The sequence below is a fragment of the Paenarthrobacter sp. NPDC091669 genome (genome assembly GCF_044756725.1).
GTDB lineage: Bacteria > Actinomycetota > Actinomycetes > Actinomycetales > Micrococcaceae > Arthrobacter > Arthrobacter bambusae_C.
In genome coordinates this window covers 51,873-76,657 of the sequence record NZ_JBIVTK010000002.1, presented here as the reverse complement: position 1 = coordinate 76,657, position 24,785 = coordinate 51,873, and the positions used below count along the sequence as shown (strand labels likewise).

20 protein-coding genes are annotated in these 24,785 nt (G+C 63.0%); 7 read left to right on the top strand and 13 right to left on the bottom strand.

Annotation, left to right across the window (positions count from 1 at the left end; all coding sequences use genetic code 11):
• Positions 1 to 15: 15 nt before the first annotated feature.
• From ACIQLI_RS03300 to ACIQLI_RS03265, 8 genes are all read right to left on the bottom strand, one after another.
• On the bottom strand, positions 16 to 1,293 hold the full coding sequence (locus ACIQLI_RS03300; RefSeq protein WP_400384942.1) for a hypothetical protein: 1,278 nt from the start codon (positions 1,291 to 1,293) through the stop codon (positions 16 to 18).
• A gap of 158 nt (positions 1,294 to 1,451) precedes the next feature.
• Positions 1,452 to 2,768, bottom strand: coding sequence for a hypothetical protein (locus ACIQLI_RS03295; protein ID WP_400384940.1), 1,317 nt, complete (start codon positions 2,766 to 2,768; stop codon positions 1,452 to 1,454).
• Between the two features lie 5 nt (positions 2,769 to 2,773).
• Positions 2,774 to 4,357 (bottom strand): ArnT family glycosyltransferase, encoded by a 1,584-nt coding sequence (locus ACIQLI_RS03290; protein ID WP_400384938.1) that lies wholly within the window; start codon positions 4,355 to 4,357, stop codon positions 2,774 to 2,776.
• Positions 4,354 to 5,133: a PIG-L deacetylase family protein gene (locus ACIQLI_RS03285; RefSeq protein WP_400384935.1), complete on the bottom strand. Its 780-nt coding sequence runs from the start codon at positions 5,131 to 5,133 to the stop codon at positions 4,354 to 4,356. The genes ACIQLI_RS03290 and ACIQLI_RS03285 overlap by 4 nt, the downstream gene beginning before the upstream one ends.
• Positions 5,134 to 5,163: 30 nt before the next feature.
• Positions 5,164 to 6,309: a glycosyltransferase family 4 protein gene (locus ACIQLI_RS03280; RefSeq protein WP_400384932.1), complete on the bottom strand. Its 1,146-nt coding sequence runs from the start codon at positions 6,307 to 6,309 to the stop codon at positions 5,164 to 5,166.
• On the bottom strand, positions 6,306 to 7,883 hold the full coding sequence (locus tag ACIQLI_RS03275; protein WP_400384929.1) for a lipopolysaccharide biosynthesis protein: 1,578 nt from the start codon (positions 7,881 to 7,883) through the stop codon (positions 6,306 to 6,308). The genes ACIQLI_RS03280 and ACIQLI_RS03275 overlap by 4 nt, the downstream gene beginning before the upstream one ends.
• Before the next feature lie 34 nt (positions 7,884 to 7,917).
• Complete coding sequence (locus tag ACIQLI_RS03270) at positions 7,918 to 9,360, bottom strand: glycosyltransferase family 4 protein (protein WP_400384927.1); 1,443 nt, start codon at positions 9,358 to 9,360, stop codon at positions 7,918 to 7,920.
• Positions 9,357 to 10,106, bottom strand: coding sequence for a glycosyltransferase (locus tag ACIQLI_RS03265; protein ID WP_400384925.1), 750 nt, complete (start codon positions 10,104 to 10,106; stop codon positions 9,357 to 9,359). Before ACIQLI_RS03265 ends, ACIQLI_RS03270 begins: the two co-directional genes overlap by 4 nt.
• 241 nt (positions 10,107 to 10,347) lie before the next feature.
• Here ACIQLI_RS03265 and ACIQLI_RS03260 point away from each other — a divergent pair, with 241 nt between their 5' ends.
• Positions 10,348 to 12,567: a S9 family peptidase gene (locus ACIQLI_RS03260; RefSeq protein WP_400384923.1), complete on the top strand. Its 2,220-nt coding sequence runs from the start codon at positions 10,348 to 10,350 to the stop codon at positions 12,565 to 12,567.
• Between the two features lie 63 nt (positions 12,568 to 12,630).
• On the opposite strand, the gene ACIQLI_RS03255 is transcribed toward ACIQLI_RS03260, so the two are convergent.
• Both ACIQLI_RS03255 and ACIQLI_RS03250 read right to left on the bottom strand, forming a co-directional pair.
• A complete protein-coding gene (locus ACIQLI_RS03255) occupies positions 12,631 to 13,440 on the bottom strand; it encodes a class I SAM-dependent methyltransferase (RefSeq protein WP_400384921.1) in 810 nt (269 codons plus the stop codon).
• 19 nt (positions 13,441 to 13,459) lie between these two features.
• Complete coding sequence (locus tag ACIQLI_RS03250; protein WP_354229554.1) at positions 13,460 to 13,843, bottom strand: STAS/SEC14 domain-containing protein; 384 nt, start codon at positions 13,841 to 13,843, stop codon at positions 13,460 to 13,462.
• A 179-nt stretch (positions 13,844 to 14,022) separates the two neighbouring features.
• Here ACIQLI_RS03250 and ACIQLI_RS03245 point away from each other — a divergent pair, with 179 nt between their 5' ends.
• Positions 14,023 to 15,687: an ATP-binding protein gene (locus tag ACIQLI_RS03245; RefSeq protein WP_400384917.1), complete on the top strand. Its 1,665-nt coding sequence runs from the start codon at positions 14,023 to 14,025 to the stop codon at positions 15,685 to 15,687.
• 162 nt (positions 15,688 to 15,849) lie between these two features.
• Here the strand turns inward: ACIQLI_RS03245 and ACIQLI_RS03240 are convergent, their stop codons facing one another.
• A complete protein-coding gene (locus ACIQLI_RS03240; RefSeq protein ID WP_337339217.1) occupies positions 15,850 to 16,020 on the bottom strand; it encodes a hypothetical protein in 171 nt (56 codons plus the stop codon).
• Positions 16,021 to 16,127: 107 nt separating this feature from the next.
• Here ACIQLI_RS03240 and ACIQLI_RS03235 point away from each other — a divergent pair, with 107 nt between their 5' ends.
• Positions 16,128 to 17,180, top strand: coding sequence for a hypothetical protein (locus tag ACIQLI_RS03235; protein WP_354229551.1), 1,053 nt, complete (start codon positions 16,128 to 16,130; stop codon positions 17,178 to 17,180).
• Between the two features lie 2 nt (positions 17,181 to 17,182).
• The gene (locus tag ACIQLI_RS03230) at positions 17,183 to 18,736 is read left to right on the top strand and encodes a putative bifunctional diguanylate cyclase/phosphodiesterase (protein ID WP_400384913.1); all 1,554 of its coding nucleotides are present in this window, start codon (positions 17,183 to 17,185) and stop codon (positions 18,734 to 18,736) included.
• On the opposite strand, the gene ACIQLI_RS03225 is transcribed toward ACIQLI_RS03230, so the two are convergent.
• Complete coding sequence (locus ACIQLI_RS03225; RefSeq protein WP_089596028.1) at positions 18,729 to 19,307, bottom strand: GNAT family N-acetyltransferase; 579 nt, start codon at positions 19,305 to 19,307, stop codon at positions 18,729 to 18,731. The two genes, ACIQLI_RS03230 and ACIQLI_RS03225, sit on opposite strands and share 8 nt — an antisense overlap.
• A gap of 108 nt (positions 19,308 to 19,415) precedes the next feature.
• On the opposite strand from ACIQLI_RS03225, the gene ACIQLI_RS03220 reads away from it, so the two are divergent.
• From ACIQLI_RS03220 to ACIQLI_RS03210, 3 genes are read left to right on the top strand one after another with little or no spacing between them, the layout of a single operon-like run.
• On the top strand, positions 19,416 to 19,880 hold the full coding sequence (locus ACIQLI_RS03220) for a hotdog fold thioesterase (RefSeq protein ID WP_400384909.1): 465 nt from the start codon (positions 19,416 to 19,418) through the stop codon (positions 19,878 to 19,880).
• Positions 19,881 to 19,887: 7 nt separating this feature from the next.
• Positions 19,888 to 21,237 carry a phenylacetate--CoA ligase PaaK gene (gene paaK, locus ACIQLI_RS03215; protein ID WP_354229545.1) on the top strand — a complete coding sequence of 450 codons (1,350 nt, stop codon included), beginning with the start codon at positions 19,888 to 19,890 and terminating at the stop codon, positions 21,235 to 21,237.
• Positions 21,238 to 21,267: 30 nt separating this feature from the next.
• Entirely contained in the window at positions 21,268 to 21,870 is a 603-nt protein-coding gene (locus tag ACIQLI_RS03210) for a TetR/AcrR family transcriptional regulator (protein ID WP_089596031.1), read from the top strand.
• A gap of 694 nt (positions 21,871 to 22,564) precedes the next feature.
• Here ACIQLI_RS03210 and paaZ read toward each other — a convergent pair.
• On the bottom strand, positions 22,565 to 24,664 hold the full coding sequence (gene paaZ, locus ACIQLI_RS03205; protein ID WP_400384906.1) for a phenylacetic acid degradation bifunctional protein PaaZ: 2,100 nt from the start codon (positions 24,662 to 24,664) through the stop codon (positions 22,565 to 22,567).
• Between the last annotated feature and the right edge of the window lie 121 nt (positions 24,665 to 24,785).

Below are 24,785 nucleotides of genomic sequence, written 5' to 3'. Positions count from 1 at the left end.
GGTCAGTGGATCTCATCAGCACAACGCAGTATAGGTATTCCGGGCGTTGATGTTCCCTGTACCTGAAGGAAGACGATAGTCCCCCGAGTTGCACGCGGTGTTGTCCGTCATCGTCACGTACGTCACTGGCCTTTCGAAGTCAACGGCACCGCCCGTTGTCTTGATGTCGTTATTCATAAAGGTGTTGCCCACAATTTGTATGTGGTGGATGTGCTCCGTGCCGTCATAGTATGCGTCGTGTAACCCACGCGGAGAGCCCCAGACAGTGTTACCCGTGAGATTGATGTTGTAGATGACGCCGGATCCTCCGGCGAGGTCGATCCCGGCACCATGCCGGCCTCCACGCACATTGTTGTTGGCGATCCGGATGTCGTGAACGTCTTCGTCGCCAAATGTGTGGACAGCTATACCGTCGTCACCATCCGTGCCTTTGCGCTGATCCACTATGTTTCCCACGATGTCACCGTCACTGGTGTTCATCGCGTGGATGCCGTCCAGCTCCACGTACTTACCGTTGGTGGCTGACTGGGTGCTGCTGTCCCTGACACACCATCCGGAACCGCCAACAAAGGCGATCGAGTAAGTGAAGGGGTTCTTGGTATGGACGTCTTGGACGAGTGAATTCCTGGACTCGCGGACATCAATCACGTACTCATTGAGGCGTCCCACAACATTGCCGTTCAAGGTGTCCCCGGAGTGGTCCGCGGTGAAGTGCGACAGCGTTGTATTGTCTGCACCCGCCGTAGTCACCAGGGGATATCCGCCAGCAGGTCCGGTGTTGTTCGTGAACGAAGGACCGGCCTTGAGGATTGTGCCCGGCCCCTGGCCTTCAAGCGTGACGTTGTTTTGCATCTGCAGTTTTCCATTGATGATGTAGGTTCCCGTTGAGAGTTTCACCACTCCTCCGCCGGCAATACCCGCCGCGTTGATTCTGCCCTGGATGTTTGCGGTGTCATCAATGGAGTCGTTGGGGGTGGCAGTGACTGCGTAGGCGCTGGTGGCACTACTGCCTGTGGTGCCGCTCTGGGCACAGGCAGAGGGCGCCGCGGCAACGGGCGCCGCGGCAACGGGCAGCGAACTCCGAACCGGCATAGCCGCTGCCGCCGGGATGGCAACGGGCGCCATCGACGTCAGTAACAAGAGCATGGGGCCTACGGCCGAAAGGAGTCGAGGTGGACCCTGTTTCCGCCGACCCTCACGGCGCAATGGCCGGGCAGCTGTGAAGGAAGTGCCGCCCTCTGCACCGCTGGGTGACAGGGGCATGGGTACGGCGGCATTTTTGCCATTGGTCATGGATGTTCTCCTCATCGAACCTTGTCAGCAAGGCGACAACGCTATGTACGCAATTCCGGCGTCCACCCTGTGGTCGGCAGCGGGGTCCGCGGCCGACTCATCTAATAAGTGAGCGCAGCTCGCCGAACATGACCCCGGCCCGGGGACTGCCGCCAGAATCAGTGGCTCTGCTGGATGACCTCTTTGTAGTCATCCAAGGTGACCCCACCTTCGCCGTCGTCGAACAAATTCTCTTCAAAGCCGAACAGGAACATGGTCATTCCACAGTCCACGGCGTAGCCGGGAGCGGTCCGCAGTTGTTCGGCAAGACTGTCCGACAATGAGGAGCCGCCCGTAAACGGGAAGTCCGGCGGACCGGGGTTCTCCCCCACCAAGCCGAGTCCCGCGCGTCGGGCCAAGGCGCTCGTATACCGCTGCGAGGACCACGATGAGACGTCTTCCTTGACCGCCTTCTCTTCGTCGCCGGGGCTGCACCGATCCTGGCGCGGAACGGTGGAACGGGCCGCGGCTGCTGAGACGTCATCCAGCCCGGTGAAGTCCACGTCCACGCCGGTAACCATCGACAAGACGGCGAACTGTGCCAGGTAATCCAGGCCACGCTCCTGGGCACCATCAGGGTTCGCCCGCCCATCCAGATGCCCGGCAACAGCCTTTGCTTTGTCAGCAGGCAGGACGCCGCGGCCTGCGACAGGAACGTGGACCCGTCCCTGATAACCCAGACTACGCAACGCCTTGACCTGCCAGACCACTGCTTCCACAGCCGATCCGGTGTACCAATCCCACCACTCATGGACCTGTTGGCCAGTCACAGCCCGGCCATTCCATACAGCCGAGCCGGGCACCCATCCCGGCATCGGGGAGAGTGCCACCCCTTCGGCTAAACCCGTGCCCTTTTGTGGAGCGTCGCCGAACGCCCAAAACTCGCGCTCGTTGCCACCGTCGTCTGGCCCCGGATACCCCAGTTCCCCGCTCGAGTTTGTCCCGACCCTTATTGCTGCAATATTCTCCATTCCTTGGTCCACCCCTAATCGCAAGACAAGGCGCGACAAGTACCTGTGGGCGGCTTTTCTCACCTCGGAGCTGAAGATCAGCTCGGCACCGCTGCCCCGTGGCACGCCTCCCTTGCTTCCCCTCAACTCACCACCAGGCAGTCCTCGTACCCATGCGGGCGGGTAGTGCAGACCGGGGGACAAAATCACCTTGATGCGGGCCTGACGGCACTGCTCCAGCTGTGCCACGACGGCGGCAACATACCGGCCGTCCACCCTTCCCTGGCGAGGCTCGAAACGGTCCCAAGCCACAGGCAGTTCCACGATCGAAACCCCGGCCTGGCGAAGGGCCGCGAGGCGTTGAGGTTCACAGGTTGCGCCTAAAACTCCAAATGCCAAAGGCTCCGGTACTGCACGCTGGGAGCCAGCGCTGCATCCGGCAGTCATGGCAGCCATCACGATCGACAGCACCAGCGAAAGGGCCACGCGCTTCACCTGTACCCACCTGATACAGGCGGCAGTACCAGTCCGCCTGAAACGGCCGCCTCCAGCTTGGTTCGATCCAATCGCCACACCACGGTCTCACCCGACGTTGGTCCACTAAAGGTAAAGACGGGCCGGGCATTGTTCTGCAGCCAGTCCAAAAAGCCAGGAGAAGCAAAACCGTACCCTTGGCTTAGCTGCCTGCCTTGGGTCAGAACGTACTGGGCGTCCCCGTCCCTCAAGGATTCCAACGAGGGCAGGACCTCCCAGTTCTCATGCGGAAGCAAGGCGAATTCACCCGTCACGGATGTCAAGCCCACTCTTGCCGACGCGGGCAGCTCGGCAATCATCCAATTCCTGGCCTGGATGAGCCCGTCATCCACCACGGAGCGTGCTTGAACCCCAAGGAAAAGACTGAGGGCAGTGATGAGTGCCGTCGCAACAACCACCAACCGTCCCAGCCGGGGCCGCCACGACACAACCATCACTACAGCCACGGGTAGTGAGACCACGCCTGCAAGGACCACGCAGTAACCAAATTGTTCTTCTGCAGCACCAAAAAAGACCGAGTAGACCCCAACCAGGCCTGTGAATATCGAGAACAAACCGACAACGCGGCGATTTGCCGCAGGCGATGTGGCGGCAACGGCGCCGGCCAGTACGGAAAGTCCCAAGAGCATGTAGCTGGTGCCGAACCGTCCCACTAGATCCACCAGGCGGTCTGCGAGGCTTACCTCGGAGACCGAATTGAAACCGGTCATCTGAACGGCACCTACCATCCTCAGAATGCCAACCGATTTTTGGTCGACGAACTGTGGAAGAAGTCCCATGGCGGTCAGCAAGCCCAAGTACACCGCATAGGGAACCAAGGCTGAGGCGAGAATCCGCCAGGCAGTGAATGGCGGTATGGTTCTGCGCCAGAACACGCCGGCGACGAGCGGAACCACGGTGAACACGGCCGTCATGTCCTTCATGACGATGGCCAGCCCGAACACCAGGCCGGCGCTGATTTCCAGCCACAGACGTGCCCGTCCTTTCCGGCGGTCAAGCACCACGAGGACCAGGAGCCAGCCCGTCAGAACGGCCAAACCTGCCGGCGTCTCCATCATCAAACGGCCATCCATGCGGAGCACAAAGGGATCGCTTGCCAGGACCACTCCTGCCACTGCGGCAGCTCCGATGCCCACCAGGCGGCGAACCACCAGGAAGCACACGACCACCGTCACGGCCCCCAGGATGCCGTTGACCCACCGCAATTGCAGCGCCAGGTCCATCGAACTTCCTTGAAGGCCCAAGCCACGGATGACCAGGGCGTTGAGGGCGTAGGTGCCCGGAGGATGCAGGAAAAAGGGAGTGCCCAGAATTGTTGGCATCTGCCCGTCTGCCATTTGTTGGGCCAGATCTGCGTACGTCACTTCGTCGATGAAGACATCGTTTGCCCGCTGGACCCCGAATACCCGAAATACCAGAGCCAGCACTCCCACAAGCGCTGCGACCCAGAGCGGGTGCTGGATTGCCTGACGCCGCTTCCCGGCAGACCGTCGTGCAGTGAACCTTAGTGGTGCCGGATCAGCGCGGTGAAGCGAAGTCATCGAGCTCCTGACGGCGCTGCGGGCACAAAGTAGGTTTCCGGAATCAGAGGGATCTCCCCTGAGGGAAACAAGGCGTCGGCCTGCGTGGCATACTGCCTGATGCGGCCGGGCTTGGTGTCCAGGCCCCTGTCCCAGGACCACCGCACAAATCCTCTGTTGGACAGGTATGCTTCATCCGGTCCGGCCACCAGGTCGTAGGGAAAGTCGGAGTACATCACGAGATTTAGCGGGTGATCCCTGCCAAGGTCGCGGGTGATCAGATGGTCAATGTGACGGCCCACTCCCGCAGGGCAAAAGAGCAGCTCCGCCCCGGTCAGTTCCAAGAGCCCGGCGACCCGTGTGCGAAGCAGACGTATCATGTCCCGGTCTCCCCGGGAGATTCTGCCCAAGGCGATGTCGAACCGGTAGGTGGGGTATCTGTGCGTCAGTTCAGGAAGAAGCCTGTCCCAGGCACTGCTTCCCATCTTCGGTGGCTTGCTCCGGCGTCGAAACAGCGCATCCACTTCCCCTAGATGCAGGGACTGGACTCCCATGTCTTCCAGCACGGCCCGGTCCTCGGACCTTCTGGCCTCGAAGAGTTCCCCGGCATCCGGGACGGTGCACTGACGCAGGAACGACCCTGCCGCGCGGGTGTGCGGAGCCGGGGATGACTCAGTGAAAAGAGTCGCAACGACGATCTGACGCCTCTGGGCCTGCGCTTCGATGAGAGCCCCGCAGGACAACACAGCATCGTCCAGATGGGGTGACAAGAACAGCCATGGAGCGTCTCCGGCCATGGAACGATCAACTCTGGATTGGAACGGCATTCAGGCCCTTTCTGCACGGCGGAGTTGCTCCTGCCGGGGTTGGGAGGTGTTCAATTCACCCAGTGCGGTGACGTAGGCCTGAGCCTGCAAGTCTGCGAGCGCATCCCAGTTGTAGCCGGCGGCAAACCGGCGTCCTTCCACAGCCGCCTGCTCCAGCCCTGGCTGGGAATAGCGGGTGGCAATCTGATGGGCGAAAGCAGTGACGTCAAAGGGGGTGACAAGCCATCCGGTCCCGGCAGGGAGGATCTCTCTGAGGCACGGGATATCGAAAGCAATCACTGGCGTACCAGCAGCCAAGGCATCAATGGCCACCAAGCCGAACGTCTCGTGCCGGGAAGGCACCACCACCAGACGGGCCTCGCTGATGGTCTTGTACTTCCTCTCCCCGGACAACCAGCCCAGCAGCTGAACACGTTCGGACAGACCGGCTTCCTGGACGGCTGCACGCAATCTGTCTTCGTCCGGACCGGTGCCGGCAATCAGCAGATTTCCCTCAACCCTGCTGCACGCTTGGGACCAAGCCTGCAGGAGGAGGTCAAGCCCCTTATGCCCGTACTCCAGACGACCGATGAAGAGGACATCCTTCCCATGGCGCGGCGGGTTGCTCCACACACAGGGGTCCACACCGTTGCCGATCACGTCCACATGAACGTTTGGATTCAGTTTCTTCAACCGTTCGGCTATGCCCTGCGAAACAGCGATGAGTCTTCGGTGCTTCCGTACCCCCAGCCGCTCCATCCAATGCAGCGGCAACTTGTACTGCCGGGCCTTGTCCCTGGCATGGAGCCACTGGACAACCCCAATGGTGGGGCGTTGGGTCCATAGCGGGGCTGCCATGGTGGAAAACGGGGCGAAGAAATCTTCCACCACCAAGTCAACCGATGATCGGCGCCGGCTCACTTCGAACGGCAGCCGTGCCACGTACGCCACCAACCGGGTCAGCCGGTTGCGGCCGGATCCGTACCCGATCGGCACGTAACGCACGCCGTCCTCCACGCGTTCCGTCCAGCCCGGATACCGGGTGGTGAGCACCGTGATGTGATAACCCTTGCCTGCAAGGCGACGGTTGATTTCGTGGGTCCGCACGGATCCCCCGCCGGCCCCCGGCATGCGCGGATCTTCGAATCCCAAATGCAAAACTCTCATAGCTGTCTTTCCATTCTTCGGGCGTTGGGAGGCCATGGACTGTGGTCGCCGTGACTATGGCGGTCACCTCCGCGATTGAAACCCCGACGGCGGCTGCCGCCAGCACGAGTGCCAGCCAACCGCCCGCCAACATGCCGTCGTCGTCGAATTTTGAAGTCGTTTCTGTGCGGCAGCAGCCCCCGTTGATGAGCGAGAACCATGAGGCCGCTGACAGTGGCCAGGGCCAGCCACACCAAGGGCTGGACTGGGGCGGCTACAGCCAGCGCCACTATCAAGGCGCCGGCCAGAACCAGGAACGGGCCGGCTCCCCGGCCGGGGTGTGCCGCAATGAGTACCGGGCGTGCCAGGAGAGCCAGCACACCACCGGCCACGACGGCTCCCACGGCGGAACCCACAGCCATGCCGGTGACGGCGTTGACTTGCCAGCCCACCCACAGGCCGCCCACTACCAGGACACTCGCGCAGGCCAGGCCGATCTGGCATCGGCGGTAGGCTCGCACGGCAAGGAGAACCGTGGACAGGACCATGAGGACCGCGTAACCAAGACCGGAAGCAGCCAGCCATGGCAGGAGCCCCAAGGAGCCGTGGTACTTCTGGGGAACAATGAATCCGGCCATCAACGGCGGGGCTGTAGCGATGATGGCGAAGGCCACCACGGCTAGTTGCCCGAACGAGGCAAAGGCAGCACCCAGGACCTCACCTGCTTTGGCACCGGGCGTGCGCAGCAACGGGAAGGCCACCAAAGCGGTTCCGGCTGCCACATAGACCGGCCCTTTGGCGATGGTGGCAAGCGCCTGGAAGCCTGCGGCATCGGCCGAGCCGCCGTCCAGGAAGCCGACCACCACGACGTCGACGCCCACCAACACAGAGACAACGCCGAGAACGGAGGCGATGTCACTGGTTTCGGCCCATCTCCACTTCTCCAACAGAACCCGCGGACGCCACCGCAGGTCCCGGTAGAAGGACCACGGCACTACCAACGGCGCAAGACATCCCACGACGAAGCCGAAGACCGCTCCCCCCGCACCCCAGGCCATGGCAATCACCACGACGCTGAAGATGAGCCTGAGGAGAACCTCACCGACCGTGGCAAGTGCGTACCAAGTGAAACGGAGTTCACCCTGCAGCCACCCCGCGGGTGCATTGGCCATGAAGATGACGAAGGCTGCAAGCGCCACCACTGCGGCCAGGCCGGGGTCGGCGAGCGCGAGCGTCACGCTGCCTGAGATCGCTGCCGCGGCAAGTCCCGTCAGGCAGGAAACGAAGACCGAGAAGGCAACGCCATTACGCCGTTCCTCGGAGCCTGCCGGGTGGACGGCAACAACGTGGGACAAAGGAAGCGGGACCAGAGCATTGGCCACGATTCCCACAACTCCAAGGATCATGGCCGCTGCGGCGAACATCGTGTAGTCCGCGGTGTCCAGCTTGGTGGCCATGAGGAGGGTGCAGGCGTAACTCATGACGCCAACAACCCCTGCCGACACTGCGAGGAAGCTGCTGTTCGCGGCAATTCCCGGGTCTTTGTCCGACGCCCTGCGGTTTGCCCTGGGCCGTTCCTGCACATCAAGAGTCATTGTTTTCTGGGATGAATCCATGGATGAACGTCCGTTACTGGCCATCAAGGGCATCGGCGGGAGTGAAGGCGCTCCCGGGGCCGGCCAGCAGAGTGGTGCGCCCGGCCGAACGGAGTTCCGCAAAAGTCACGCCGATCTTCTGCATTGCCGCGAAGGCCTCGAACTCGTCACGTCCCTTCAGCAGCACAGCGACATGTCCATCATCCGCAAGGGCAACCTCATCCGTCCGGTGCAGGATGGACTGAAGATCGGCATCTTCAGGCAACACGAACCGGACCAGGGTGGAAAGGTCAGAGTGGAACGAACGAGGATCCCCGCCGTCGCGCCGTATCTTCTCCTCTTCCATCAGGGCTCCAGTGAGCAGTCTGGTGCTGCGGTCCCAGGTGAAGCAGCGGGCCCATTCCCGGCACTCCGCTGAGACCACCGCTTCCGAGTCCGGCTCACTCAAGGCGGTGAGGGCCTCAACCATTGCGGTCCCAAGCTCCTGGGGAGTATCCACCAGCCAACCGGTTCTGCCGTCCACTACGGAGTCCCGTATGCCTGGAACACGCAGGGCCAGGCAGGGCACACCCCATGCGGCGGCTTCGATCACCGAGCAGCCCCAACCTTCTGACGCCGAGGTGGAAGCAGTCAGCCAAGCCCGGCTCAACAACCTGTCACGGACCTCATTGGGCTGGTAGCCGTGGAACGTTACTGCGTGGTCCAGGCCGAGGTCCATGGCCAACTGCTGCAACCGGGCCCGTTCCGGGCCGTCCCCCACGATGTCCATCCTCAGTTTGGGAATGCTTCGCACTGCCACGGCAAACTGGCCCATCAGCAGGTCCAGCCTCTTATGCGGCACCAAGCGGCTGACGACGGCGATGGTCGGGTGGGGCGCGCGGGCGGCAACCTCCTCCGGAATGTCGATGGTTCCGTTCGGAACCACGTGGACAGGACCGGAGAACCCGAGTTTCCTCAGTTCCAGCCGTGTGGAGGGCGAGACCGCCACAATGGAACGCTGGCCGTACACCGTCTTGGCTCCCGAACTTTCCAGGAACCGGCCCACGGCGGCCAAAGGCGGAGAGAACCTGGTGCGGAACTGTTCCTGGTGGACGTGGTGGATCACCTGGATGATCGGCAGGTTCCGTGGCAGGAACAAGGGCGAAAAGAACGGTATCCCGTTCTGGCAGTCCACCACGGCATCAAATTGCCCGCCGGTCCGCACAAGCCGGAGCGCGGCATGTCCATAAATGGACAGGGCCCCGCCTCCGCGCAGAATGCGGATGCCGTCAATGACATCCTCAGGTGACTGGCCGTCGTCGCGCCCTGTAAACCAGGTGACGTGGACGCCGTTCTGCACCCACCTCTTGGAAATCTCGTGCATGTACTGCTCGGCGCCCCCGGCTTGTGAATGCTGGACGTCGCGCCAGTTCAGGACCAGCACGTGCTTTCCTGCGAGAAGGGTCGGAGAGTTGATGTCGGGAAGGCCGGACATCATGGTGTTGCCCTCTGGAGTTGGATCACCGAGGCAAAACTGGCTACCCCGTCCTGGAAGGGGCGGAACGTAGATGCAGCTCCATCGGTCCATGCCACAGGAAGTTCGACAATACTGACGTTGTTGTCCTGCAGGCGCAGCAGAAGCTCAACGTCGAAGGCGAACCCGGTACTGCGGCACTGCACCATGGCTGCGGTGAGGGCATCGCGTTCGAAGAATTTGAAGCCGCACTGAGTGTCCCGTATGCCCTTGACCTTTGACTTGGTCAGCGCCCGGAAGGCAGAGCCTCCCACCCTTCGTCCGAGGTGTTGGGGCCGGACCAGGGTTGAGCCGGGTGCATGGCGGGAAGCGATCACCGCTGCCGCGCCATCGGAGAGATGGGCCATGGCCTCGGTGAGTGTTTCCAGCGGCGTGGCGAGGTCGGCGTCGAAAAAGCCCGTGAACCTGGACGTGCCGCTAAGGAGGCCGCGACGGACTGCCGCTCCCTTCCCCTTCCGTGAGCACCCCACCACGGAAATGGGAACGGCGTCCCCCTCTTCCCGGGAGATCCTGCGGACCACTGCAGCGGTCTCATCAACGCTTCCGTTGTCCACCACAACAATCCGCGAAGACCACGGCTGGTTGGCCAGGAAATCGACCGTCTGTTTCAAGGTGTCGGGGATTCTCGCGGCCTCGTTGTAGGCGGGAATGACCACCTCCAAATCCACGCGGGAGCGGCGCAGCGAGTCTGAATGTCGGCGTGCCTGCACACTCCCTCTCTTGCCTATGTGCACACTGTGCTGTTGAAGAAGGACCATCTGAACCTCCATATATCCGGGTACGGCACAAAAACGTGCTCGCAATATAAGGAGTGGGGGCACCACGGAAGTCATGACGCCAATCCAGCCGTAGTGCTCCAAGTCATGGACCACTCTCAATACTGGGAGCGGAGCCGGGCGCTCTGAGCGAAATTGCTGGTTCCTTGTCTGAGCCCGTCTATAGAGTGGCCACATGAGCCACACATCTTCCGTCCCTGCCGCTGCTCCGGAATCAACAGCGGTGCCTCCTGTCGCCAAGCGGGTCCCCACGCGCCGTGAACACCACGGCGACGTTTTTATGGACAACTACGAGTGGCTCAGGGACAAGGAATCCGCTGAAGTGGTGGACCTCCTGAAGGCAGAGAACGCCTACCAGGAAGCCGTCACAGCGCACCAGGAGCCGTTGCGGGAAGCCATGTTCCAAGAAATCAAGGGCCGCACCCAGGAAACGGATCTGTCCGTGCCCAGCCGCAAGGACGGCTGGTGGTACTACAGCCGTTCGGTGGAAGGCAAGGAGTACAGCATCCAGTGCCGCGTCCTGGCCCACAACACCGGGGACCCCGTAGCGGACTGGACGCCCCCGTCCGTGGAGCCCGGCGTGGAAATCGACGGCGAACAGATCCTCCTGGACGGCAACATCGAAGCTGAGGGCCAACCGTTCTTCAGCGTGGGCGGTGCTGCGGTGACGGTGGACGGCAACCTTTACGCCTACGCCGTGGACAACTCAGGCGATGAACGGTTCACCCTCAGGATCAAGGACCTGCGCACCGGGGAGCTCCTCCCGGACGTTATTGAGGACATCTTCTATGGAGTGGCCTTCTCCCCCGACGGCACGCGTCTCTTCTACACCGTGGTGGATGATTCGTGGCGCCCCTACCAGGTGAAGGCGCACGTCCTTGGTACGCCGGTGGCCGAGGATGAGGTTCTCTACCAGGAGGACGACGTCGCGATGTGGCTGGGGTTCGATCTCTCCGCGGACCGCCGCCACCTGGTGCTCAGCATCGGCTGCTCGGAGTTCAGCGAAACGCAACTGCTCCGCTTCGACGACTACGACGCCGGACTCAGCACGGTGATCTCCCGCGACCACCACATCCTGTACGAGGCCGAGCCCTTCCTCCTGGACGGCAAGGAAACCCTTCTCCTGACCCACAACAAGGACGCCATCAACTCGATGGTCAGCCTGGTGAACCCCGCTGAGGTGACCAAGCCGCTGGCAGAGCAGAACTGGCGCACCGTCGTCGAACATTCCAACGACGTCCGGGTCAACGGCGCCGGCGTGACGTCCACGCACCTGGTGCTGTCCGTCCGGAAGGACACCATCGAACGGGTCCAGGTCCTGCCCTTGGCCGGCCTCGGCACAGCGGCCCAGGGTGCGCCGGTGGAGCCGGCCTTTGACGAAGAGCTCTACACCGCCGGGGTGGCAGGTTCGGACTACGAGGCTCCCGTCATCCGCATGGGCTACACGTCCTACTTCACGCCGTCGCGCGTCTACGACTTTGTGCTCCCCACCGCCGGACTTCCCGCCGGCCAGTTGCTCCTCCGCAAGGAAAGCCCCGTCCTGGGCGGCTACACGGCGCAGGATTACGTGGCCACCCGCGAATGGGCAACGGCCGACGACGGCACCAGGGTCCCGCTGTCAGTGCTGCGTCACGCGTCGGTCCGGCAGGATTCCAGGAACGCTGGCCTGGTGTACGGCTATGGCTCGTACGAGATGAGCATGGATCCGGGCTTCGGCGTGGCCCGCTTGTCCCTCCTGGACCGCGGCATTGTCATGGTGATCGCCCACATCCGGGGCGGCGGCGAATTGGGCCGCCAGTGGTACGAGGATGGCAAGAAGCTCACCAAGAAGAACACCTTCACGGACTTCATCGCGGCCACGGATTGGCTGGCTGGATCGGGATGGGTTGACCCGTCCCGAATCGCGGCGATGGGTGGGTCTGCGGGAGGCTTGCTCATGGGTGCAGTCGCCAACATGGCCCCGGAAAAATATGCTGCCGTGGTGGCACAGGTGCCGTTCGTGGATGCCCTGACCACCATCCTGGATCCCGAGCTTCCGCTGTCCGCCCTGGAATGGGAGGAATGGGGCAACCCGATCACGGACCCCGAGGCCTACGCCTACATGAAGTCCTACACTCCGTACGAGAATGTGGGGGCCGTTGCCTACCCCAGGATCGCTGCGGTGACATCCTTCAATGACACCCGGGTGCTGTATGTCGAGCCTGCCAAATGGGTTCAGGCACTGCGCTCCGTGTCCACGGGTTCCGAGCCGATCGTCATGAAGATCGAAATGGACGGCGGACACGGCGGAGCCTCGGGCCGGTACGTCCAGTGGCGTGAGCGGGCCTGGGACTACGCGTTCGTCGCCGACTCCCTCGGAGCCACCGAACTCCTGCCGGGAGCCGGCCTGAAGTAGGAGTTTTTGTACAGCAGATGCCCTCATGAAGGCCTTTTGAGGGCATCTGCTGTACAAAAACTCTCAGCGCCGGCGGGCCCGGAGCAGCGCGAAGTAGCCAGGGATCAGGTCCGGGGTGGATGGGTTGCTCAGCGGGCGCGTCTCGATGCTCGCCGGGCCTTCCTCCACAAGGCTCCAGTCCGACGCCGCGAAGGCTTTGGCCCGCTGTGCCGCCCCGAACCGGCCAGGCATCGGCAGCCCGCGGATGGCCCACTCCAACGGGGCGGGGATGGACTTGCGGGTGGCGCCCAGATGGCTGACGTAGTCCACCGGCGTACCCGGAAAATTGGTTTCAGCCAGGAACACGCCGCCGCGGGTCCCGACGACGGGCAGCAGGTTCGCAGCCAACGCGGCGCGGCCGCTTCGGTCCAGAACGTGCAGGACACCACGGATGAAGACGTTCGCGTCCCCCGTCCAGCCTGCCGCTTCAAGGGCCGTAGCGACAGTCTGCGCTGCGTCCGGTGCCGTCATGTCGCAGACCGCATATGACGCCGTCGTGATTCCTGTTGACTCCTGCCGTGCCCGCTCAACCGCGTTTGCAGAGTAATCCAACCCGAGAGCGTGCGGGAAGTGCTGCGTCAGCAAGCGCGTGAAACTGCCGTTGCCGCATCCGACGTCCACCACGGGCAAGGAAGGGTCCAACTGCGCCATTTGAGGGAGGTAGCCGTTGAGTTCATGGTCGCTGCCCGAGTCCCACAGGACGTCGCCAGTGGCACCGGTCGAGCGGATATCGCCCCAGAACCGGTCCCAGGCAGTGCGGGGATCCTTGGGCGCAGCGGAAGAGAGCCTGATGAGGCGGGGAATCAGCAGGTACTTCCTCAAAGCGGAGAACATTCTCCAAATATAGGTGGCGCTATGCCTCCACCAGCCACTCCAGCGCCTCTGTTTCAGATGTGAAGAACTTGGTGGGGCACGGTGGCTTCATGATGCCCAGAAAAAAGTTGGCAATGACCCTGTCCACCGGAGATGAGCCCCAGAGCGCGATGCGGTTGGCCTGGCACGGTTTGGCAAACACGGAACGGGCACCCCGGGTGACATCGTCCGTGGTGGCCATGTCCACGATCATGGGATGGCGTTCCTCGCCGCAGAGCTCGTTCACCCGGTCCATGGCCCGCTGAGCGTCAGGTTCCTTGATTTTTGCCCCGCGCGGCCACGTCAGGCGAAGAATGCCTGGTTCTTCGAGCTCCAGCTCAAATGTCACCTGTTGGTGGTCCTGCGGTGTTGCTGGGTGGTCCACAGTGCTCCTTGCGCGGTTGGTACTGCTGCAGCGGTTCCCTCTGCTGACACATCAAGGCTGTCGAATCCCAAAGGCAAAGTAAAGATGTGTCCCAGGACTCATCCATCGCATTTGACACATGGTCACCTTTGGCCGCAATGCCGCTGATAGGGTGTTGCCACATCATGAAAACACCGTGAATGAACCGTTGGAACGGAAGGGGCTCAGTGGGCGAGACCGTTGCCGGCGTACAGCATGCCCGCTCCGCCGTAGTGGCGGACTCAGACCAGGACCGCTTGGCCGCGACGACGGCCGCCCTTGCCGCAGCGGGATTCAACATTTTCCCTGCCGTGGATGCCGCGACCCTGGCCGCCCATCTCCAGCACTACACCCCCTCGGTAGCGGTGGCTGAGAGTTCCCTGGCACACGGACTGCGCAGCCCCGGGGTGCCCATGCTGCTGATCCTTGACTCCCAGGAATCCCTGGATCTCCAGGAAGTGGAATCCTGGCGCGTAGCGGACTACGTCATCAGTCCCGTGCGATCCGGGGAACTGGTCCACCGGGTTGAAACCCTGATCGGCCGCGCCGCCGAGCGCGCTCGTTCCCGCGGCGAAATCGAAGCACTGCGCGAAAGCCTCCGCAATGTCTCCTCGGCGATCCGGGAGACCAACGATCCCCAATTGATCTCAGACCATGTGGTGCGCGGCTTCGGTGAGGCGCTGGACGTGGACCACGTCTGGTTTGCTACCTTCCGCGACGAACGCGTTCCCAGCATTCGTGCACAGTGGAACCGCCCCGGACTTCCGTTGCTTCCCGCGAGGCTGGGTGAGAGCGAAAACGCCATTATCGAGGCGGCCAACAGACTGTGGGCGGATGCGGATGTCCTGGCGGTCGCGGACCACCGCGAAGACCCCGACTCCAGGATCGCCAAGGCCCTGCGGGAGTGGTCCGGCGAGCTCAACCCTGTGTCCACCGTCCTTCTCCCCGTGGGTGAGGGAGCCACCGCGTTGGGCATCATCCTGCTCTCCACCATCCAGGAACGGCACGATTGGACCCGACCCGAAATCGCGTTGATGCAACACGTGGCCGGGAACGTGGCCCACGGGCTCATCCAAGGCCACCTCATCAGTGCCCAACAGCGGGTCCTGCACCAGCTAAGGCAGCTGGACAAAGCCAAGACCGACTTCCTGGCCACCGTCAACCATGAACTCCGGACACCGCTGACCTCCATCACCGCTTATCTGGACATGATCCAGGACGGATCCGGCGGGCCGGTTCCCGACGGCATCAGGAAGATGCTGGACGTCATCGCCCGGAACTCCACCCGCCTCCGCAGGCTCATCGAGGACATGCTGACCGTGTCCATGCAGGACGGCAGCAACCTGGACCTCAAACCGGTGGATATTGCCAAGCTCCTCCAGGTGGTGGTGGCCACGCTTCGGCCACTGGCAGAGTCCCGCCACGTCTCGTTGTCCTTCACCGAAGGGACTGACGACATCGAGGTCACGGCCGACGAAGCGAAGCTGGAGCAGGTGTTCACCAACATCGTGGCCAACGCCATCAAGTTCACGCCCGAAGGCGGCAGGGTGGGCATCACCAGTTCCGTCACGGACTCGGAGGGCGGCGGGCTGGCGCTGGTAAGGATCGCAGACAACGGCCTGGGCATCCCCGAACACGATCTCCCCCACATCTTCACCCGCTTCTACCGGGCCTCCAACGCCACATCCGCAGCGGTCCCCGGCAGTGGGCTTGGACTGGCGATAGCGCACGACATCATCAGCCGCCACATGGGCCGCCTCCTGCTGGATTCCACCCTCGGGGCCGGCACCACTGTGTCCGTGGAGTTGCCGGTGGGTGGGCCGTAGTCACACCCTGCCCGGTGTGACAAGCGTGTCAACGTAAGGTCCGCGCAAGTGCTCTACGGTCACTAATGCTCGACATACTGCGAAACAAAAAATTGATGCCCCGGGCAGCAGCCCGGGGCATCAATTGACGTTATATGGCCTTGAGAGGCGCTCCCCCAAAGTTTAGTTCGGCCACCAACCGATGCTGGTGGTGTTCGTCTTCGTGGCGGTGTAGCTGTTAGGCCACCAGCCGATTGCCGTGCTGTCCTGCGTAGGCTCGGCATTAGCCGGGGCAGCGAAACCTGTTACTGCCAGAACCGCCGCCATGAGCAGGGTTGCCGCAAATTTTTTCATCCGCTATGCCCTTTCGTACTGATGCGAATTTGTTGTCTGTGACTTGAATAAAGTCACGGTGCAAACTATACGAGCTTTTCGTCTGCAATGACATGGATAATGGGCACATGCAAAGTCCGCACCTCGCCTCCCACTTCGTCGCCGGTCTCACGGCACGCGCCAAGTGGAAGGAACGGGACTTCGACGAGGCCTACCGCCTGGCCGGAGAGGCTGCCGGGCTGTCCACCGCCGCCGGAGATGACGAGTCCTGGTGGAACATGCGGTACCTGCAAGCGGAATGTCTCCGGGACCAAGGCCGCATTGAGGAATACCTCAACGTTGCCATGGAGATCAACAATCACAGCCTGACCGCTTCCTCACCCGAACTGGGGGCCAAAGCCGGAACCATGGTTGCCGTGGCATTCCAAGGCCTGGGCAGGCTCCCCGAGGCTGCCGCCATGGCTGCGGATGCGGCCAAACTTGCCGCCGGGGATGCCGAATTGCTGTACGTTCAGATCCTCGCCCAGCGCGCCCTGATCGCCGCTTTGGCGGAGAGCCGGCTCCTGGATGATGCCTGGCGCGAATGCCTCGTCCTGGAAACCTTGCTGACCGACGACGTCGATGAAGACACTGCCGGCAAAGGCTATTGGGTGATTGGCAATGTTGCGTTCCTTGCCAATCGTGTTGCCGACGGCGGCCGCTACCACGATCTCGCGGCCGAACGGCTTTCACCGTCCAAAGACGTTGATTTATGGGCACGGTTCAACAGGGCATCAGCGGAAATGCGCCTGCAGGCAAAACTCAGTGATGCTGCAACCCTCCGCTGCATTGAAAGGGCAGAGCTCGCCACGGACATTGTGGGCGGCTCCGAGCGGGACCACTTGGAAATGTCGCTGGTCCGCGCCCACTGGTATTTCCTCAGCGGCGATATGCAGCAAGCCACCGCAATCCTGGAACCCTTGTGCGCCCGCTCCTCCATTCTGGCCACGCAAACCTCGGCGGAAGCACATTTCCTTTTGGCCCGGACCCTGCTTGAATCCGATAGACGGCAGGATGCACTGGTGACGTTTGAAAAAGCTGCCATGCTGTTCGAACAGGCGGCATTGCCCGAACGCAGCGCAGCTGTTCGGGAGTACCTTCGCCATAGCGATGAACAACGAGGCGGGCCACACGGGGGGTGAGCATGTCCGAAGGGAAAATGTACTCCGGCAACGACCCGCGCCTCGGGCTGCTCCTGGACGGAATCGTGAGGCTGGCCGCCGGGGATCTCAACACCAGAATTGAGGTCTCAGAGGCACGCGATGAAATCGATGCCGTGATCATGGGTACCAACCTCCTGGCCGAGGATCTCCAGATCGTTTACGAAGAGCTGGAGCAAAGGGTGCGGGCCCGTACCCAGCAGCTCAACGAAGCCCACCTGGCGATGCAGCATATGGCCATGACTGATCCCCTCACAGGCCTGAACAACCGCTCAGCATTTGCCACGGCACTCAGCGAAGCCCAGGCCAGTGGGGCGCAGAGCGGCCGAAAGGCAGCCATCCTCCTCCTGGACATGGACGGGTTCAAAGCGATCAACGACTCGCTGGGGCACACCATCGGAGACAAGGTCCTGGAAACGGTGGCCAAGCGGATCACCGGCGCGGTGCGCGATCAGGACATGGTGGCCCGCATGGGCGGAGACGAATTCGCGGTGCTGATCCCCGACGTGACTCCCGCGATCGCGGCCTCCATCGGTAACCGCATCCTTGCCGCGGTGGTAGGCGTCATGGAGATTGAGGGCCAGCACCTGCGTTGCGGTGCCAGCATGGGCCTCCGGATGGCCGACCCCGGCCACCGCGCGGAGGAACTGATGATGGAAGCGGACATCGCCATGTACGAGTCCAAAGCTGACGGGCGTGGCAAGCTCAAGGTCTTCGAACCAGCCATGCTGCACACCAGACAGATGCGGAACCAACTGGTGGGCGAACTCAAAGAAGCGATCACTGGCTCGCAGCTGGTGCTCTACTATCAGCCGATCATCCGGTTGGATACCCGCGAAATCGAGGGCGTGGAGGCATTGGTCCGCTGGAACCACCCCACCCGCGGACTCGTCATGCCGGACGAGTTCATCCCCATTGCCGAGGAAACCGGAATGATCTCCGATCTGGGCGGCTGGGTGCTCCGCACCGCCGTCGGGCAGTTGAAGCAATGGCGCACCGACCCCCTCACGTCGGGTCACAACTTCAGCATGCGGATCAACGTTTCGGCGGCGGATCTGCAGCGCCTGGAGTTCATCGAAGACGTCCGGGAGGCTTTGGCTTCGGCTGAGTTGGACCCGTCGCTGCTGGTCCTGGAGCTGACCGAGAGCGCAGTTATTCAAGGCAATGACCTGGATCGCTACACGCTCAACAGTCTGCGCCGACTGGGTGTGGGACTGGAAATCGACGACTTTGGCACCGGCTACTCATCCATCAGCTACCTGCGCCAGCTCCCGGTGGACACCGTCAAAGTGGACCGGACCCTGCTCTCAGCACTGGGCAGCGACCCCTCGCAACCCGCACTGCTGGCCGCCGTGCTGCAGTTGATCCGGGCTTGCGGGTTGGCTGCGGTGTGGGAAGGCGTCGAAAGTGCCGAGCAAGCCGAATATCTCCTCAGCATCGGGTGCACCAGCGGCCAAGGGTACTACTTCAGCAGGCCACTGCCTGAAGAGCAGCTGACCGAACAGCTCAAGCACCACAAGACGTGGCCCGTCAGTTGATGGTCCGCGTCCACGGATGGTGCCGGGTTCGCCACTCGGAGTCGAGAATCGCGTAGATAGTTTCCGTGGCCCATTGGCCCTTGTAGTGCCAGTTGTCCACCAGCGTCGCTTCCAGGCGCATGCCCAGGCGCTTGGCGATGCCGGCCGATCCTTCGTTGAGGGCATCCAACTTGGCATCAACGCGGTGGAATGAGAGTGTCTCGAACGCCAGCCTCAGCACGGCTTCCGCGGCTTCGGTGGCAATGCCGTGGCCTTGGGCATCAGGATGGAGAATCCAGCCCACCTCTGCCTGCCCCGTCCCCTCAAGCCATTTGAGCACCACCTCGCCCATGAGGCCCGGGTGGTCCTTCCGCTCGATGGCCAGGCAAATCCAGTCGCCTTCCTGGTTGAACTCGAAGTTGGCGTACCTGCCCAGGACTTCCATGGACTTGGTCCTTGTCAGCTCGTTGCGCAGGAGGAACCGGGCAGTTTCGGGAAGTGACTGGTATCCGTGGAAGCGATCGAGGTCCTCGGCTTCGAAGCGGCGCAGAATGAGTCGGTCGGTGGTGATGGGGAGCTCAATTTCGGGCATGTCTCCGAGGCTACTAGGTGCGGGCGAATACTGGTCCAGTCTTGACACGTGGCGCGATCTGGGATTACCTAATGAACATTCGGTAAATAAAGCTGGAGGCAATGACGCATGGTTGAAACAACCCTCTCCGGTGCATCGCACCACATCCTGACGAACGACTACGCGTCCGAATGGATGGGCATCGAGGTCCTCAGGCTCGACGACGGGCACGCCACCATCCGCATGCACCTCCGCCAGGAGATGCTCAACGGATTCGGCATGGCCCACGGCGGAATGATCTTCGCCTTCGGGGACACCGCCTTCGCACTGGCCTGCAACCCGGCCAACCCCACGCCCAAGCAAGCCGCCAACATCACGGTGGCGTCCGGCGTCGACATCAACTTCATCAAGCCCGCGTTCCAAGGCCAGGTGATCACCGCCGTCGCAAACCGCCGCGCGAGCACCGGCCGAAGCGGCCTGTACGACATCCAGATCTACGCGGCCTCTCCCGACGTCCCTTCCGCCACAGACACCCAGCCCGGAGAACTCATTGCCGAGTTCCGTGGCCGCAGCCGCACCATCTCCAAGAAGTAGGAACCCCATGACGCAGAACACCGTGGCCGCACCCGCAGCTTCCTCCTCGAAGGCAACTGACCCCGTGCTGGACCGTGAAGAAACCATCTCCCGCGACGAACTCGAAGCCCTGCAGCTCACCCGCCTGAAGCACACCGTGGCCTACGCCTACGATCGGGTGCCGCTGTACAAGCGCAAGTTCGACGAAGCCGGCGTGCACCCCTCGGACCTCCGCGAACTGAGCGACCTCGGCAAATTCCCGTACACCACCAAGGAAGACCTCCGCCTGGAATACCCGTTCGGCATGTTCGCCGTGCCCCAGGACCAGGTGGCACGCATCCACGCGAGCTCGGGAACCACCGGCCGCCCCACAGTGGTTGGCTACACCAAGCAGGACCTCGCCAACTGGGCAACCCTGGTGGCCCGATCCTTCCGCGCCTCCGGAGTCCGCCCCGGCATGAAGGTCCACAACGCCTACGGCTACGGCCTCTTTACCGGCGGCCTCGGCGCACACGCCGGCGCTGAAGCCCTCGGCTGCACCGTCATTCCGATCTCCGGCGGCCAGACCGAACGCCAGATCCAGCTCATCCAGGACTTCAAGCCGGACGCCATCCTTGCAACACCCACCTACCTGCTGACCATCGCCGACGCCATGGCACACCAGGGCATCGACCCCACCTCCACCTCCCTCAAGTACGCCGTTCTGGGGGCCGAGCCGTGGACCGAAGAGATGCGCCACGAGCTCGAAACCACCATGAACATCAAGGCCTCGGACATCTACGGCCTCTCCGAAGTCATGGGCCCGGGCGTCGCCGGGGAAGCCGTTGAAACCCAGGACGGCTGCCACATCTGGGAAGACCACTTCCGCCCCGAAATCATCGATCCGTTCGATCACTCCACAGTGTTGGGCGACGGCGAACCCGGTGAACTCGTCTTCACGTCCCTGACCAAGGAAGCGCTCCCGATCATCCGGTACCGCACCAAGGACCTCACCCGCCTGCTCCCCGGCACCGCGCGCCCGGCGCACCGCCGAATGGGCCGCATCACCGGCCGCAGCGACGACATGATCATCCTCCGCGGCGTGAACCTGTTCCCGTCGCAAATCGAGGAAATCGCGCTCCGCATCCCGGAACTCAGCCCGCACTTCCAGCTCGAAATCACCCGCCCCGAAGGCAAGCGCATGGATTCGCTGACCGTCAAAATCGAACGCCGCGAGAACGTCTCCACCGATGCAGGCACGACGGCGGCGCACACCTTGCGTGAGCAGATCAAGATTCACGTCGGGTCATCTTGCGTTGTCGACGTAGTAGAGCCCGGTTCCCTTGAGCGGTCCAACGGCAAGCTTCGCCGGATCTACGACATGCGCCCCAAGGGCTGACCTTGCTTGAGATCGTGAGAAAATGCCAGCATGCCTACTGAGACCACCACCAAGCGCGGACGGCCCGGTTATGACCAGCAGTCGGTGCTCCGCATCGCCGTCGACGTCTTCAACCGCCACGGGTACGACGCAACGTCCATGGGCATTCTGGCCGAGAACCTCGGGATCTCGAAGTCAGCTATCTACCATCACGTGCCGTCCAAGGGCGATCTGCTGAAGCTCGCCCTGGACCATGCGTTGGGTGGCCTTGAGGCCATCCTCGAGGAGCCCGCCGCCACCTCCGGGCCCGCTGACGCCCGGCTCGAGTTCGTGCTGCGGCAGACCATCGCGGTACTGGTGGACCGGCTGCCCTTCGTTACCCTGCTGCTGCGGTTGCGGGGAAACACGGAGATCGAGCGCGATGCCCTGGAACGGCGCCGTGCGTTCGACCACAAGGTAGCCGAACTCATCTCCGCGGCCCGCGAGGACGGTTCCCTGCGGCAGGACATCGATCCCCGAACCGTGACGCGCCTGCTGTTCGGCACCATCAACTCGATCGTGGAATGGTACAAGCCGGGCGGCTCGCTGTCCCCGGAGAAGCTCGCGGACGACGTCATCACCATGGCCTTCGACGGCCTCCACACGGCCGCCTGACCGTCTCTCACCTCCCACGCGCTTGAGCCGAACCCTCTTCCACATCCCACGGGCTCGAGCCGAACTCTCTTCCACATCCCCCGGGCTTGAACCAAACCCTCGCTCACATCCCACGGGCTTGAGCCGAACCCTCGCTCACATCCCACGGGCTTGAGCCGAACCCTCGCTCACATCCCACGGGCTTGAGCCGAACCCTCGCTCACATCCCACGGGCTCGAGCCGAACCCTCGCTCACATCCCCGGGCTCGAGCCGAACCCTCTTCCACATCCCCCGGGCTTGAACCAAACCCTCGCTCACCTCCCCCGGGCTTGAGCCGAACCCTCTCTCACCTCCCACTCGGTGGCGCGGCGCGGCAACGGTGCAGCCGTCATGCAGGCCCTCTCGGAAGCGTCCGAGCAGCGGTGAAACCAGGGGTTAGCCCGATTGCCATCGACGTAAATGGACGAAGCACCATCCAAGTCACCGAAGACACCAACCACTTCACCGTGCAGATATGCACCCCTTGGAAAGAGCGAAACGCCTTCCCACATGCCGTGGAAAGGCGTTTCTTCGACGTGAGAGAGGGACCCACCCAAACCCGCGGGACGTGAGAGAGGGACCCACCCAAACCCGCGGGACGTGAGAGAGGGACCCACCCAAACCCGCGGGATGTGAGAGAGGGACCCACCCAAACCCGCGGGATGTGAGTGAGGGTTACTTCTCCACGAGGGTGAGGACGTCGTAGGTGGCCACGATTTCGTCGTTCTGGTTGGTCAGGACAGCGTCCCAAGCAACTTCGCCGTATTCGTCCGTCTCACGCGGAGTGATCTTCTTGGCTGTCAGCGTGACCCGGATCGAATCTCCTGCCGCCACTGGGGTGATGAAGCGCAGGTTCTCGAGCCCATAGTTGGCCAGAACGGGGCCCGGCGCAGGCTCCACGAAGAGTCCGGCGGCCCAGCTCAGGAGCAGGTAGCCGTGGGCCACGATGCCGGGGAAGAACGGGTTGGCTTCGGCGGCTTCCTGGTTGGTGTGGGCGTAGAACGTGTCGCCCGTGGAGTTGGCGAACGCAGTGATGTCCTCGAGCGAGACCTCCCGGAGTTCCGAGCGAACAGCGTCGCCGATGCGGAGGGTGGAGAGGTGCTTGCGGAACGGGTGCTCGCCCTCGGTTTCCACCGTGAAGTTGCGGTCGGCGCCGGTGTGCCACTGGCCCGTGACTGCGGTCAGCATGTTCGGGGAGCCCTGGATGGCGGTGCGCTGCATGTGGTGCAGGACGGAACGGATGCCACCCAGTTCCTCGCCGCCACCGGCGCGGCCCGGACCGCCGTGAACCAGGTGCGGAACCGGGGATCCGTGACCGGTGGAGGAGCGGGCGTCTTCACGGTTGAGCATGTGGACGCGGCCGTGGTGGGCTGCGATGCCAAGCACCAGCTCCTGCGCCACGGAAGGATCGTTGGTGCACACCGAAGCTACCAAGGAGCCGGAACCGCGCGCTGCGAGGCGGACGGCATCGGCCAGATCCGAGTAACCGAGCACGGAGGAAACCGGACCGAAGGCCTCGAGCGAGTGGACTTCCTCAGCTTCGGCGTCCGCCCAGCTCAGGAGAACGGGCGACATGAACGCGCCGTCCTCCACGACCCCCACGGTGCCCCCAACCGAGGTGACCGACGGCGTATCCAGAGAACCGTACGCAAGCTCGCCACCGGCGTCGAGCATTGATTGAACAGCCGCGCGGACATCGGCGAGCTGCTCCAGCGATGCCAAGGCGCCCATGGTGACGCCCTCGGCTCGGGGGTCGCCAACGACGACGCGCTCCTTGATGCGCGCGCCAACGGCGGCGGCGACCTCGGCGGTCAGCGCCTGCGGGACGATGATGCGGCGGATGGCCGTACACTTCTGGCCGGCCTTGACGGTCATTTCGGTGACGACGGCCTTGACGAAGGCGTCGAACTCCGGAGTACCGGGAACAGCATCCGGGCCGAGAATCGCGGCGTTGAGGGAGTCGGTCTCCGACGTGAAGCGGACGCCGCCCTGGACCACGTTGCGGTGGCCCTTCAGCGAGTTCGCGGTTGAGGCGGATCCTGTGAAGGACACGAGGTCGCGGTAGTCGAGTTCATCCAGGATGGTGCGGGCGGAGCCGGAGATCAGCTGGAGGGAACCTGCCGGGAGAATGCCCGATTCAACCATGGCCTTGACCGCGGCGGCGGCGACGTAGCCCGTGGGCGTAGCCGGCTTCACGATGGTGGGGACACCGGCGAGGAAAGCGGGAGCGAACTTCTCCAGCATGCCCCACACGGGGAAGTTGAAGGCGTTGATCTGCACTGCGACGCCGGGGATGCGGGTGTAGATGTGCTCGCCGGCGAACGAACCATCCTTGGAGAGCACCTCCATGGGGCCGTCCACCACAACCTGCGAGTTGGGCAGTTCACGGCGGCCCTTGGAGCCGAACGTGAAGAGCACGCCGATGCCGCCGTCAATGTCGATCATGTTGTCGATCTTGGTGGCGCCGCTCTGGGACGAGGACTCGTACAGCTCCTGGCGCCGGCCGTTGAGGTATTGGGCAAGCTCCTTGAGCTTGAGCGCACGCTGGTGGAACGTCAGCTTGCCGAGTTCAGTTTGGCCTGTGGTGCGGGCGAAATCCACGACGGCGGCAAGGTCCAGTCCGTCGGTGCTCACGTTGGCCAGGACTTCTCCGGTGCTGGCATCGCGGACCGGGACTTTCCTGGCATCAGGCGCCGGCGTCCACCAGGCATCCTGGACGTAGCTGGGGACGGTTGCAACGGCTGTGGTTTCCGGGGCGACTGCGGTAGTGGTCATCGTCGACGGGTCCTTCCAAGGCACGTGAAATCGGCACGGTCTGTCATGCTGCCCGAGGGCAAACATTACTGACCGGCCGTTCGGTAATATATACAGGGTACATGAATGCCCGGAGGAGTAC